Source organism: Massilia sp. Mn16-1_5, assembly GCF_004798585.1.
GTDB lineage: Bacteria > Pseudomonadota > Gammaproteobacteria > Burkholderiales > Burkholderiaceae_D > Telluria.
In genome coordinates this window covers 234571-246931 of the sequence record NZ_PPXQ01000001.1, presented here as the reverse complement: position 1 = coordinate 246931, position 12361 = coordinate 234571, and the positions used below count along the sequence as shown (strand labels likewise).

Sequence of the window (12361 nt, the reverse complement as noted above, 5' to 3'; positions counted from 1 at the left end):
CGCGAAACGCGACGGGAAGAAACGTAGAGGTCATCGAGGCCCATGGCCCCGATGACCCCTACCGCCTTGCCAGCACGTCGCGGTGGCTCAGCTGCCACTTGTGCTGCAGGTCGAGCGCCCAGCCGATCTCCGCGGGGCTGAGGCGGCGCGCGACGATGGCCTTGTTGACGTTGGCTGCGCTGTCGCCGCCCTCGGCCGCCAGCAGCATCCACATGTAGGCGCGTACCGGGTCGCGCGCCACGCCCAGGCCGCTGCCGTACATGCCGCCCAGGTTGTACTGGGCCAGCGCATGGCCCTGCTCGGCCGCCTGTTCGTACCAGTACACGGCCATCTTGTCGTCCTGGGCCACGCCCTGGCCGCTGGCGTACATGACGCCCAGGTTGTTCTGAGCGCTGGCGTCACCCTGCTCGGCCGCCAACCGGTACCAGTAGGCGGCGCGCGCCTCGTCCTTCTCGACGCCCTGGCCGTTGGCGTAGATGACGCCGAGATTGAACTGGGCGTTCGGCGCGCCCTGCTCCGCCGCGCGCCGGTACCAGTCGAAGGCGCGGGCGGGATCGCGCTCCACTCCGCGCCCATGCGCGTACATATTGGCCAGGTTGTACTGGGCGCCCATGTGCCCGCTCTGGGCCGCGCGCGTGTACCACTCGACGGCCAGCGCCTCGCCGCGCTCGGGGGACAGATGCGCGCGCCCGTTGACGAACATGGTGGCGAGCCGGAACTGGGCTTCGCGGTCGCCGTGCTCGGCCGCGCGCTGCAGCCAGGCGCAGGCGCGGCGCAGGTCGAGCCGCACGCCCAGGCCCTCGGCGTAGGCGATGCCGAGCTCGCGCTGGGCGCCGCGCTCCCCGGCGGCGGCGGCCTTGCGGAACCAGTACAGGGCCTGGCTGGCGCTGGCGTCGACGCCCTGCCCGCGCTGGTACATCAGGCCCAGGTTCAGCTGGGCCGCCGCCTCGCCCTGCAGCGCCGCCTTGCGGAACCAGGCCATGGCCAGCGGATAATTCACGGCCGCGCCGATGCCGTGCAGGTAACACTCGCCGAGCTGGTTCTGGGCGCCCGCCATGCCCTGTTCGGCCGCGCGGTAGTACCAGGACAGCGCGCGCTCGGGATCGCTTTCCATGCCGCGGCCCTGGCGGAACATGTGGCCGAGATTTTGCTGGGCCGAGGCGTCGCCCTGGTCGGCGGCGCGCCGGAACCAGCGCGCCGCCTCGACGTCGCAGCGCTCGACGCCCTTGCCGTGGTAGTACATCGCGCCCAGGTGGTTCTGGGCAAAAGCCAGGCCCTGGTTCGCGGCCAGGCGCAGCCAGTGCACGGCGCTGGCGTCGTCGCGCTCGACCCCGCTGCCCTTCTTGTACATCAGGCCGAGGTTGAACTGGGCGTAGGCATTGCCGCGCTCGGCGGCGTCGCGGAACCACAGGAAGGTCTGGTGGCTCTCGTTCTGGAGCTTCTGGTGGTTCATGCTGGTCCCCGTCCTGGATTGACGCTGCCGCGCTCGGTTGGCACCCGCTCGTGGCAGGCGGCCTCATATGTATTAACAAAATTTTAATGAGAGCCACCCACCATGGGTTTGACGGTGCACAATCGTGCCGGCCCACCCGCCCAAGAAAAAACCCGCCGGGCGCGAGCGCGGCGGGTCTGTCGCAAGGACCGGTTCGACAGTCAGGCAAGGCGGGAACGGTTCGGTCCAAGGCCATACACGCCGATCGCCAGCAGCGCCAGGCACCAGACGATCAGCGCGCCCGAGGGCAGGTCGAGCACCACCGACAGCACCAGCCCGGCCGCATAGCCGCCCACGCCCACCAGGTAGGCGAAGGGCAGCTTGCGCCGCTCCGGATAATGGCGCACGGCCAGGCTCGGCACGATCAGGCTGGCGAACACGAGATACACGCCGACCAGCTGCACCGAGGCCGTCACGGCCAGCGCGAACACGAGGTAGAAGCCGAGCCGGTCGAGGCGGTTGCGAAACGCCGCCAGCAAGGCGAGGATGAGCAGCGTGCCGATGGCCGGAATCGCCAGCTGGTCGTAGCTGACCCAGAGGATCTGGCCGGCAAGCAGGTCCTGCAGGTGTTCGCCGCCGTGCGGGTTATGGGCCAGCAAGAGCAGGCCGGCCGTCGCCGCCAGCACGAAGAGGACGCCGATCTGCGCCTCCTGCACGTCGGGCCAGCGCTTCTCGGTCCAGGTCAGCAGCAAGGCGCCGAGCACGGCCGCGACGCCGGCCGCGACCTGGATGGTCCAGCCGTGCGGGTCGATCTCGAGCGCGCCGGCGACGATCACGCCCAGCGCCGCGATCTGGGCAATGGCGAGGTCGATGAAGACGATGCCGCGCCGGAGCACCTGCGCGCCGAGCGGGATGTGGGTGGCCAGCACCAGCAGGCCGGCCACGAAGGCCGGCAGGATAATCAGGAAGTCGACGTTCTGCACCTTATTTCAGCGCTCCGGTCAGGCGTCGCACGGTGGTGTCGAACAGCGCGAACAGGTCGCCGCTCTCCTTGTCGGCGCCGACCGTGAACGGGATCACGACGGCGGGAATGCGCGCACGCTGCGACAGCCAGTTCGACGCGCGCTCGTCCTGGTAGGCCGCGCGCAGCACGAACCTGGCTGGTTGCTGCTGCAGCTGTGACAGCAGCTGGCCCAGCTGGGCCGCGCTCGGCTCGACGCCCGGCTTCGGTTCCAGCGTACCCACCTGGCGCATCCCGAGCCAACCCATCAGGTACTCCATGTTGCGGTGGTGCTCGACGATGGCAACGCCGCGCAGTGGTGCCGCCTGGGTCTCCCACTTGCGCATCGCCTGCGACCAGCGGCTCGCGAAATCGGCCTGGCGCTGGCCATAGAAGGCCGCGTTGGCCGGGTCGATGGCGGCCAGGCGCTTGGCCAGCTGGGCGCTGATCAGGGCGATATTGTGCGGATTCAGGTGCACGTGCGGATTACCGTAAGCGTGCACGTCGCCCTCGGCGCGGTCGAGTTTCGCCGGCACGTCCAGGCGCGGGACGAAACTGCCGGCTTCGAAGAAGCCCGGCTGGCCCTTCGCGATTTTTGCATTGCCCGACTGCTGGACCAGCAGCGGCAGCCAGCCTGCTTCCAGGTCGAGGCCCGTGCACACCAGCAGGTCGGCGTTGCGGGTACGCGCGATCAGGCCGGGACGCGCTTCCACGCGGTGCGGATCCTGCAGGGCGTTGGTCGCGCTCGAGACATTGACCTTGTCGCCGGCCAGTTCCTGGGTCAGCGCGGCCCATTCCGGCTCGCAGGCCAGCACGTTGAGCGCGGCCTGCGCCGGCAGCGCCGCCGCCATGGCCAGCACGCCGCCGGCCAGGAGTGTCTTGAAAGAGGTGTCAAATAAGCTCGTCATGTCGCTCTCCTCAGAAGGTATGGCCGGCGTGGGCGCCCAGGCTCATGATGTATTGCAGGAAGACCTGCTTGTCGCTTTGCCCCGGCCGCGCCTCGTCGCGCGCGAACTGCAGGCGCAGGCGCGAGAACTCCGACGGACTCCAGTCCAGCATCACGCTGGAGCGCTTCGGGTGATAACTGGCCAGCGCCGGGAAAGCATCCATGCCCAGCGCCCCGCTCTCGACCAGCCCGATGAAGGGGCTGCCGGACGAGAGGCGGTCGTAGCGCAGGCCGGCGCGCCAGTTCGGCATGAACTGGTAGACGCCCTGCAGGTACCAGCCCGACTGGGTGCTGCTGTAGCCATCGGCCAGCTCGTTCGCCGCCAGCGCGCCGTTTTCCTTGCGCCGCATGTATTCGCCCTGCAGCTTGAAGTTGGTCCGGGTCGGATTGCCGTTCGGCGCCCATTTGTAGACGGCGTCGGCGATCCAGATCTTCGAGCTGCCGCTGAAGGCGTTCGGGATGCCCTCGAACTCGTAAGCGCGATCGAGGGCGCCGGTGCGAAGGAAGGAGACGCCGGCACGCCAGCTGCTCGAGTCGCCGATGTCGTCGCCCACGTGCGCGAACACGCTGGCCGCGTTGAAGCCGTTCTTGTCGCGGTCGTTGCCGGGGAAGCTGCGGCCGCTGCCGACTTCCGCGCCGATTTCAACGAAGGTGTTCAGCGGCGCCAGCCAGCTGGCCTGGACGCCGTCCGGCTTGTACTGGCCGCCGAAGAAGGCCTGGTAGTTCAGGGGGGCGTCGACGAAGTCCCAGGTGTGGCTGTGCTGGCCGTTCAGGTAGCCGACGCCGGACAGGAAGCGGCCCGCCTTGATGTTCATGCCGCCGCCCAGTTCGCGCGTGCGGATGAAGGCTTCCTCGACCTCGGCTTCGTTCTCGCCGGTCAGGGCGAAGGTCAGCTGGCCGGCGAACATCGGGTCGATGTTGGCGGCCATGGTCAGTTCCGATTCGCCCAGGTTGAAGCTGCGGCTGCCCGGACCGACCTCGCCTTCCGGCGGCATGAAACCGCCGAAGCGGTAGCTGCCCGGGTCGCGCGACAGGTTGGCGTAGGTGCCGCCGAGGACCAGCGAGATGCTCGGATTGAAGCTGTTGTCGCCGGCGCGTGCAGCCGGCGTGGCGGCTGCGGCCGGCGCGGCGGCAACGGCCGGTGCAGCCGGCGCGGGTGCAGCTGCGGCCTGCTGCGCGCTGGCCGCGGCGTTCTGCGCCTCGGCCACCGCGGCCTGCGCGTCCTGCAGGCGCTGTTCGAGGGCTTGCAGGCGTGCTTCATAGGATTGCTTCATCTCCGCGATCTGGGCGCGGATCGCGGCCAGTTCGGGGTTCTCGGCAGCGGATGCGGACAGGGGCGACGCAAACGCGGCGGCAATCGCCACCGGCATGAGGGTGTGCTTCAGCATGTGCTTGTTTCTTTCGATCGAAAAGAGAATGACAGGCGGCTTCCGGCATCAAACAGCGGAAGGCCATCGGGTACGACGGTTCTCTAGATCGAAAGCGGCGGCGCGCGCGAATGGAAGGCGCAGACCGTGCCTGGTGCACGCTCGGTGGTGGCGAGCGCGATGCTGCGTTCGGCCTGCAGGTCGAGCGGCGCGAATTGGCGCGGCGTGCTGCCGATCGCGCTCGCCATCTGGGCGAAGGCGAGACACTGGAAGCAGCTGCGGTCCTGCGCGACGGCGCTGGACAGATCGCTGTCTCCGTCCGCCTGGACGGCTGCCGCGACGGCCGTCCCCAGCTTGCCCGTCCAGTGCGACATCGCATGCGCGAAGGCCATCTGCTGGGAGACCAGCAGAAGCAGCGACAGCAGGACGTGGACGAGGCGGCGGCGCATCATGATGGCGGCATTGTAATGCGCACGCGGCAACTACGGAATGTTTAGGCCGTGTTTTTTTCTGCCGCGTATTTACCGAGCCAGGTCGGCACCTTGGCCGCCGCCAGCTTGTTGATCGACACCAGCAGCTCCGGCGCCACCTGCGGCAGGCCGTAGGAGCTGCCGAGATGGCGCCCGATATGGATCAGGACTTCGGCCGCCACTTCGGCGTCGGCCTCGGCCCGGTGGGCCGCGCTGCGGAAGGCGATGCCCAGCTGGCGCGAAAGCGTGCCAAGTTTATAGCTGGGCATGCCGGGGAAGACGCGGCGCGACAGTTTCAGCGAGCAGACCAGATTCGCGTGGCCGCAGGCGTGGCCCAGGCGCTCGGCTTCGGCCAGCAGGAACTTCTCGTCGAAGCTGGCATTATGGGCCGACAGGGTATCGCCGCCGATGAAGTCGAGCAGCTCGGGCACGACCTGGCGCGCGGGCGGCGCCGTATCGACCATCTCCTGCGTGATGCCGGTGAGCTGGGTAATAAACGAAGGGATGCGCGCGTTGCAGTTGACCAGCGAGACATAGCGGTCGGTGACCTGGCCGCCCTCGATGCGCAGAGCGGCAACCTCGGTGATGCGGTCGCCCATGGCGGGCGACAGGCCCGTGGTCTCGAAGTCGAGCATCACGATGGGGCGTTCAAAGATAGACATGTGGTCCTTTTAGCCGAATTTGCGCAGCGCGTCCAGCGCCAGGCCGGCGCCGATGCTGCCGAACAGGTCGCCCTCGACCTTGCGCGCATCCGGCAGCAAGGCGCCGATGCGGGCGCGCAGCAGGCCCACGCCGCTCGAACCGCCGGTGAAGAAGACGGTGTCGACGGCGCCGGCCGCGACGCCGGCATCGGCCAGCAGGCGCAGTACGGTGGCGTCGATCGAATCGAGCAGCTGGCCGATCGCGGCTTCAAAGATCGCGCGTTCCACGAGCAGGCTTTCGGGAGGCGCCAGGCGGTCCAGTTCGAGCACCACACGCTCCTCGGCCGACAGGCCGATCTTGGCGCCCTCGACCTGCATCGCCAGCCAGTGGCCGGCGCGGTCCTCGATCAGGGCCTGCAGGCGCTTGAGCTTCGCCGGTTCGCTGGCGTCGCGCACCAGGTCGTCGAGCTGGGCGATGCTCTTGCGTGTATAAGCCTGGTTGATGGTGTGCCAGGTCGCCAGGTTGAAGTAATAGCTGGACGGGATGTCGGCGCCCGAACGCAGGCTGCTGCCGTAGCCCAGCAGCGGCATGACCGAGGCCAGGCTCAGGTACTTGTCGAAGTCGGTGCCGCCGATGTGCACGCCGCCGGTGGCGAGGATGTCCTCGCGGCGCTCCGGCTTGCCGGCGCGGCCCGGGCCCAGGCGCACCAGCGAGAAGTCCGAGGTACCGCCGCCGATGTCGGCGATCAGGACCAGTTCCTCGCGGTCGATCTGGGATTCGTAGTCGAAGGCGGCGGCGATCGGCTCGTACTGGAAGGAGACTTCGCGAAAACCCACGCTGCGCGCGACGTCCAGCAAGGTGTCCTCGGCCAGCTGGTCGGCCTGGGGATTGTCGTCGATGAAGAACACCGGACGCCCGAACACGGCGCGCTCGAAGCCGCGCCCGGCCTGGCTTTCGGCGCGGCGTTTTACCTCGCCGATGAACTGGGCCAGCAGCAGCCGGAACGGCAGCGCACGTCCCGCCACCTCGGTCTGGCCGTCCATCAGGCTCGTCCCCAGCAGGCTTTTCAGGGAGCGCATCAGGCGTCCCTCGTAGCCGGCCAGGTAGTCCGAGAGGGCCGCGCGGCCGTAGCGCACCTCTTCGTCGTCGGCGTTGAAGAACACCACCGACGGCAGCGTGGCCTTGCCATCCTCGAGGGCCAGGAGGGTACTTGCACCCTGTCCTGCACCGATCCAGCCAACCGTGGAATTCGACGTACCGAAGTCGACGCCGCAAGCGTTCGTCATGTGAGCCTTTCTTTGAAGGGGCGAGATTTTACCAGAAATCAGTTCCCCTGGCGAAGGACAAAAAGGCCACGTTGCGCGCCGGTCACGTCCATGCGCGCGGCATGTCAATACGCCCTCTCCTATAATGAACGAACCTTCTTTCGGCCCTCCCCATCCATGGCGCACACCTGGATCCTCAAGCGCAACTGTTCGCTGACCCCGCGCCAGTCGGCCGCGGCCTACGTGCTTCTGTGCACCGCCTCCTTCGCCATCGCCCTGGTCTTCCTGCTGCAGGGCATCTGGATCGTGCTCGCCTTTTCGCTGCTCGAGATGCTTGCGGTCGGCTGGGCGCTGCTGCATTACGCGCGCCATGCGCTGGACGTCGAACGGATCGCCCTCACCGACCGCGCCCTCGTGGTCGAGCGGGTCGATGCCGGGCGCCACAGCCGCTTCCAGCTCGATCCGGTACGCACGCGCATCCAGCCGCCGGTACCGCGGGCACGCAAGCTGATCCTGCTGGAGTCGCCCGGCAGCAGCGTCGAGATCGGCAGCTATGTTTCCGAGCCAATCCGCCAGCAGGTGGCGCAGGAACTGGCGCGGGCGATGCGCAGCCACCCTGCCCGGCTGCGCTAAATGTTGTCATCGATGTAAGTGTCATCTTACATTCGCACGGCGACGCGCCCGATAGGTATTCTCTATTAACGTTTTTATAATCCTTTCTTATAACTGCCAAACGTCACGAGCGTGAAGGCAACAAACAGAGAGGAAGACGGAGTGAGCAACAAGCAACATGGATTCGCCATTGTCGTCCACGGCGGCGCGGGCGAACCGCTGGATTTCACGGACGGTGTCGAACATGCGGCCGCGCAGGCCCGCCGTGAGCTGACAGGCGCCGGCGACGCCCTCGACGCCGCCATCGCGGCCGTCCTCGCCCTCGAGGAAGACCCGCGCTTCAATGCGGGCACCGGCTCGGTGCTGGGGCTGGACGGCGCCACCATCGAAATGGACGCCTCGATCATGGACACGCGCGGCCGCCTGGGGGCGGTCGCCGCCGTGCGCAATGTGCGCAACCCGATCCTGCTGGCGCGCGCCATCGCCGACACCCCGCACATGCTGCTCGCCGGTGAAGGCGCCGAGCGCCTGGCGCGCGCGCTGGGGCTCGAGCCCGGGCGGCCGATCACCGACGAGCAGCGCGAGAAACACCGCAAGCTGCTGAAGGAACTGGCCGGTTCGGTGCCGGTCATGCCCGGCATCGACAAGCACCTGTTCGAACGCTTCTGGAACTACAAGACCCCGCTGCAGCTGCCGCCCGGCGCCGCCCATGACACGGTCGGCGCCGTCGTGCGCGGGCCGGACGGCCACTTCGCCGTCGCCGGCTCCACGGGCGGCTCCTCGCCCTCGCTGCTCGGCCGCGTCGGCGATACCGCGCTCGTGGGCAGCGGCTTCTACGCCGGCCCGCTGGGCGCGGTCGCCGCGACCGGCATCGGCGAACACATCATGCGCCACATGCTGGCCCGCACCGTCTACGGCTACATCGAACAGGGTATGCCCCTGCAGCAAGCGCTCCAGCGCGGCATCGACCTGATCGACAAGGACGCGGACACGGGCCTGATCGCCGTGACGAAGACCGAGGCCGCCTCCTGCAGCAACACCCACATGCCAACCGCCATCATCGAGAACCAATGAAAACCGAACCGCATCAGACAGCATCCCATGGCCACCTGGTCATTATCGGCGGCCACGAAGACCGCAAGCACGGCAAGGAAATCCTGACCCGCTTCGTCGAGCTGGCCGGCGGCCCCGGAGCCCGCATCGTCGTCATCACGGCCGCCAGCCAGGTGGCAGACGACATGTGGGAACAGTACGACCAGGCCTTCGGCGACCTCGGCGTGACGCAGCGCTCCCACCTCACGCTGACCAGCCGGCAGGACGCCAACAACGAAGAGAAAGTGCGCATGGTGGCCGAGGCCGACGGCATCTTCATGACCGGCGGCGACCAGAAACGCCTGCTCGCCATCATCGGCGGCACCGCCCTCGACGCGGAAATGCATACGGCGCTGAAGGTGCGCGGCGCCTGCATCGGCGGCACCAGCGCCGGCGCCTCTGCCATGTCGGGCCACATGCTGGCCCAAGGCAAGACGGACCTGCTGCCGGAAAAAGGCGCGGTCAGCCTGGGCGCCGGGCTCGGCTTCCTGCACCGCGTCGTGATCGACCAGCATTTCTCGGAACGGCACCGTCTCTCGCGCCTTTTGTCGGTGGTGGCGCAGAACCCGTATTTGCAAGGCATCGGCATCGACGAGGACACGGCCCTCGTGGTCGAGCGCGGACGCGGCATCGAAGTGCTGGGGGAAGGCTCGGTGACGATCGTCGACGGCCGCACCATGGACACCAACATGGCCGACATCCGGGAACGCGACACGCCTGAACTGATCGACGTGCGCCTGCACCTGCTCCCGGCCGGCAGCCGCTACTACCTGCCGAGCGACAACGAGCCCCTGGTCAAGCCGATGTCACCTTCGCTGCGCGATTTTTTGGAAAATGTAACGAAACGGAACCCGATCTCATGAGAATCCTCGAACAACGCTTCCTGCGCGGCCCCAACCTGTTCAGCGCCGCGCCCTGCCTGATGGCGATCGTCGACTGCGGCAGCTTCGACACCACGCCCGGCTTCGGCGCGCGCCTGCTTGCGCTGCTGCCCGACTTGTCGCCGGAAGTCTCGGCGCGCCTGGCGGGCCTGACGAATGCCGCCCAGGCCATCGAGCCTGTGGTGATGGAGCTGCAGCGCCTGGCCGGCGCCGCGGCCGACTTCAGCCAGACCCTGGACGTGCCGCGCAAGCCGGACGCGCGCCGCGCCGTCTGCGGCTACCGCACCGAACAGGTCGCGCGCCAGGCCTTCGACGTCGCGCTCGACCTGGTCAAGGCCGTCGCCAGGGGCGAGGACTTCAATGTGGCCGCTGCCGTCAAGGAGCTGCACGAGACCGCCGAGGACTATGCGATCGGCACCAGCACCGGTGCCGTCGTCAACGCGGCCCTCAAGCGCGGCATCCCGGCGCTGCGCATCACCGACGAAGCGAATCTGTTCCAGCTCGGCTGGGGCGCGAAGCAGAAGCGCCTGCAGGCGACCATCACCGGCGCCACCAATTCGATCGCGGTCGGCATCGCCAGCGACAAGCAGCTGACCAAGACCCTGCTGGAACAGGCCGGCGTGCCGGTTCCGGCCGGCTCCACCGTCACCACCCTCGCCGACGCCCAGCGCGTCGCGCGCCGCCTCGACGGCCCGGCCACCATCAAGCCGCTCGACGCCAACCAGGGCAAGGGCGTGACCACGACCTGCACGACCCCGGAAGAAGTCGAAGCCGCCTTTGCCCACGCGCGCAAGTACGGCCGCCACGTGATCGTGGAAGAGTTCCTCGAGGGGCGCGACTACCGCGTGCTGGTCACCGGTAACAAGATCGCCGCCGCGTCCTGGCGCCGCCCGCCCTGCGTCACGGGCGATGGGCATTCCACCGTGCGCGAGCTGGTCGAGGTCGAGAACCGCAACCCGGCGCGCGGCGAAGGCCATACCAACATCCTGACGAAAATCCCGCTGGATGCGCTGGCGGAAAGCACGCTGGCAAAACAGGGCTACGGCTTCGATTCGGTGGTCCCGAGCGGCGTCACGGTCGACTTGCGCGGCAACGCCAACCTGTCCACCGGCGGCACCGCCGAAGACGTGACCGATTTGCTGCCGGAAGAAACCCGCGAGATCTGCATCCGCGCCGCGCGCACCATTGGCCTGGACGTGGCCGGCATCGACGTCATCTGCCAGGACATCGCCCGGCCACTGCGCGAGCAGCGCGGCGGCATCATCGAAGTCAATGCCGCTCCCGGCATCCGCATGCACCAGTACCCGAGCCGCGGCACCCCGCGCGACGCCGGCGCCGCCATCGTCGAGGCCCTGTTCGGCGAGGACGATGGCCGCATCCCCGTGGTGGCGATCACCGGTACCAACGGCAAGACCACGACCTCGCTGCTGATCGAGCACACGGCGCGCCTGACGGGCCTGCGCACGGGCGTCACCACCACCTCGGGCGTCTACATCGACGGCCAGATGGTGCGCGAAGGCGACTGCACCGGCTACCATTCGGCGCGCACCCTGCTCACCTCGCCGGAAGTCGACTTCGCCGTGCTGGAAACGGCGCGCGGCGGCATCCTGAAACGCGGCCTGGCCTATGACCGCTGCGACGTTTCGGTGGTGCTGAACGTCTCCAGCGACCACCTGGGCCTGGACGGTGTCGAGACCATCGAGGACCTGGCCAAAGTCAAGGCGGTGGTCGCCCAGCGCGCCTCGCGCGCCGTGGTGCTGAACGCCGAGGACGACTATTGCGTGGCGATGGCGAAGGACCTGCAGGACAACGTGGAAGTGCTGTACTTCGCCCTCGACGCCGACAATCCGGTCCTGCTGCGCCACCTGGAGCGCGGCGGCCGCGGCGTCTATTTCGAGGACAACACGGTGGTGCTGGCCAACGGCGCGCGCCACGAAGCCCTGCTCGACGTGCGCCAGATGCCGGTCTCGCTGAACGGCTGCGCGCGCTACAACATCGCCAACGCCCTGGCCGCGGCCGCCGCCCTGGCCGCGAGCGGCTTCGGCAATCCCGAGAGCGTGGCTGGCCTGCGGACCTTCGTCTCCGACAGCAAGCACAATCCGCTGCGCTCGAACGTGTTCGACGTCGAAGGCGTGACCGTGATCGTCGACTACGCCCACAACTGCGCCGCCTATGCCGCGCTGTCGGAAACGGCGCGCGCGATGACGCCGGGCCGCGTGGTCGGCGTCGTCGCCGCGCCCGGCGACCGGCGCGACGCGGATCTGGTCGACATCGGCCGCACCTGCGCCGCCGGCTTCGACGACCTCGTCGTCTACGAAACCGAGAACCGCGGCCGCCGCGACGGCGAGGTCGCCGCCCTGCTGGTGCAAGGCGCGCGCCTGGGCCGCATTGCGCTGGACAAGCTGGCGCAGGAGCTGAACGTGCACGACGCGATCCGCAAGGGCCTGGAACTGTGCGAGCCGGGCGACGTGCTGGTGTTCGGTTGCGGATCGTCGATTTCGGAATTGACCGAGGCGCTGCGGCCGACCAGGCCGGAGATCGCGCAGCGGATCGAGGCGGAAGCGGTGTAAAAGATTTTGAAAGCGTGTAGACAAGGCGGCCCGCCAAGGGCCGCTTTTTTTTGCGGACGTCGCGGCTCATCCACTCGTGTACGC

General features: G+C 68.3%; 11 protein-coding genes. 4 read left to right on the top strand and 7 right to left on the bottom strand.

Going from position 1 to position 12361, the window contains the following annotated elements:
• Positions 1-58: 58 nt before the first annotated feature.
• From C2862_RS25960 to C2862_RS01045, 7 genes are all read right to left on the bottom strand, one after another.
• Complete coding sequence (locus C2862_RS25960) at positions 59-1453, bottom strand: tetratricopeptide repeat protein (protein ID WP_136218262.1); 1395 nt, start codon at positions 1451-1453, stop codon at positions 59-61.
• A 200-nt stretch (positions 1454-1653) separates the two neighbouring features.
• The gene (locus C2862_RS01070) at positions 1654-2415 is read right to left on the bottom strand and encodes a metal ABC transporter permease (protein WP_136218261.1); all 762 of its coding nucleotides are present in this window, start codon (positions 2413-2415) and stop codon (positions 1654-1656) included.
• Position 2416: 1 nt separating this feature from the next.
• Entirely contained in the window at positions 2417-3340 is a 924-nt protein-coding gene (locus C2862_RS01065; RefSeq protein ID WP_210735827.1) for a metal ABC transporter solute-binding protein, Zn/Mn family, read from the bottom strand.
• A 10-nt stretch (positions 3341-3350) separates the two neighbouring features.
• On the bottom strand, positions 3351-4766 hold the full coding sequence (locus tag C2862_RS01060; protein WP_136218260.1) for a TonB-dependent receptor: 1416 nt from the start codon (positions 4764-4766) through the stop codon (positions 3351-3353).
• 83 nt (positions 4767-4849) lie between these two features.
• Positions 4850-5197, bottom strand: coding sequence for a hypothetical protein (locus C2862_RS01055; RefSeq protein ID WP_136218259.1), 348 nt, complete (start codon positions 5195-5197; stop codon positions 4850-4852).
• A gap of 41 nt (positions 5198-5238) precedes the next feature.
• The gene (locus tag C2862_RS01050) at positions 5239-5877 is read right to left on the bottom strand and encodes a PolC-type DNA polymerase III (RefSeq protein ID WP_210735825.1); all 639 of its coding nucleotides are present in this window, start codon (positions 5875-5877) and stop codon (positions 5239-5241) included.
• 9 nt (positions 5878-5886) lie between these two features.
• Positions 5887-7143 carry an Hsp70 family protein gene (locus C2862_RS01045; protein ID WP_136218258.1) on the bottom strand — a complete coding sequence of 419 codons (1257 nt, stop codon included), beginning with the start codon at positions 7141-7143 and terminating at the stop codon, positions 5887-5889.
• A gap of 156 nt (positions 7144-7299) precedes the next feature.
• On the opposite strand from C2862_RS01045, the gene C2862_RS01040 reads away from it, so the two are divergent.
• The 4 genes from C2862_RS01040 to cphA all read left to right on the top strand — a co-directional run bounded on the left by C2862_RS01040 (position 7300) and on the right by cphA (position 12277).
• Positions 7300-7755 carry a DUF2244 domain-containing protein gene (locus tag C2862_RS01040; RefSeq protein WP_168709973.1) on the top strand — a complete coding sequence of 152 codons (456 nt, stop codon included), beginning with the start codon at positions 7300-7302 and terminating at the stop codon, positions 7753-7755.
• Positions 7756-7896: 141 nt separating this feature from the next.
• Entirely contained in the window at positions 7897-8808 is a 912-nt protein-coding gene (locus C2862_RS01035; RefSeq protein WP_136218256.1) for an isoaspartyl peptidase/L-asparaginase, read from the top strand.
• The gene (locus tag C2862_RS01030) at positions 8805-9689 is read left to right on the top strand and encodes a cyanophycinase (RefSeq protein WP_136218255.1); all 885 of its coding nucleotides are present in this window, start codon (positions 8805-8807) and stop codon (positions 9687-9689) included. Before C2862_RS01035 ends, C2862_RS01030 begins: the two co-directional genes overlap by 4 nt.
• Positions 9686-12277 (top strand): cyanophycin synthetase, encoded by a 2592-nt coding sequence (gene cphA / locus C2862_RS01025; protein ID WP_136218254.1) that lies wholly within the window; start codon positions 9686-9688, stop codon positions 12275-12277. Before C2862_RS01030 ends, cphA begins: the two co-directional genes overlap by 4 nt.
• The last annotated feature ends 84 nt before the right edge of the window (positions 12278-12361 follow it).

Coding starts and splice junctions, on each gene's coding strand:
- C2862_RS01045 (WP_136218258.1), bottom strand. CDS start 7,143: ATGACGAACGCTTGCGGCGTCGACTTCGGTACGTCGAATTCCACGGTT.
- C2862_RS01050 (WP_210735825.1), bottom strand. CDS start 5,877: ATGTCTATCTTTGAACGCCCCATCGTGATGCTCGACTTCGAGACCACG.
- C2862_RS01060 (WP_136218260.1), bottom strand. CDS start 4,766: ATGCTGAAGCACACCCTCATGCCGGTGGCGATTGCCGCCGCGTTTGCG.
- C2862_RS01055 (WP_136218259.1), bottom strand. CDS start 5,197: ATGATGCGCCGCCGCCTCGTCCACGTCCTGCTGTCGCTGCTTCTGCTG.
- cphA (WP_136218254.1), top strand. CDS start 9,686: ATGAGAATCCTCGAACAACGCTTCCTGCGCGGCCCCAACCTGTTCAGC.
- C2862_RS01030 (WP_136218255.1), top strand. CDS start 8,805: ATGAAAACCGAACCGCATCAGACAGCATCCCATGGCCACCTGGTCATT.
- C2862_RS01065 (WP_210735827.1), bottom strand. CDS start 3,340: ATGACGAGCTTATTTGACACCTCTTTCAAGACACTCCTGGCCGGCGGC.
- C2862_RS25960 (WP_136218262.1), bottom strand. CDS start 1,453: ATGAACCACCAGAAGCTCCAGAACGAGAGCCACCAGACCTTCCTGTGG.
- C2862_RS01040 (WP_168709973.1), top strand. CDS start 7,300: ATGGCGCACACCTGGATCCTCAAGCGCAACTGTTCGCTGACCCCGCGC.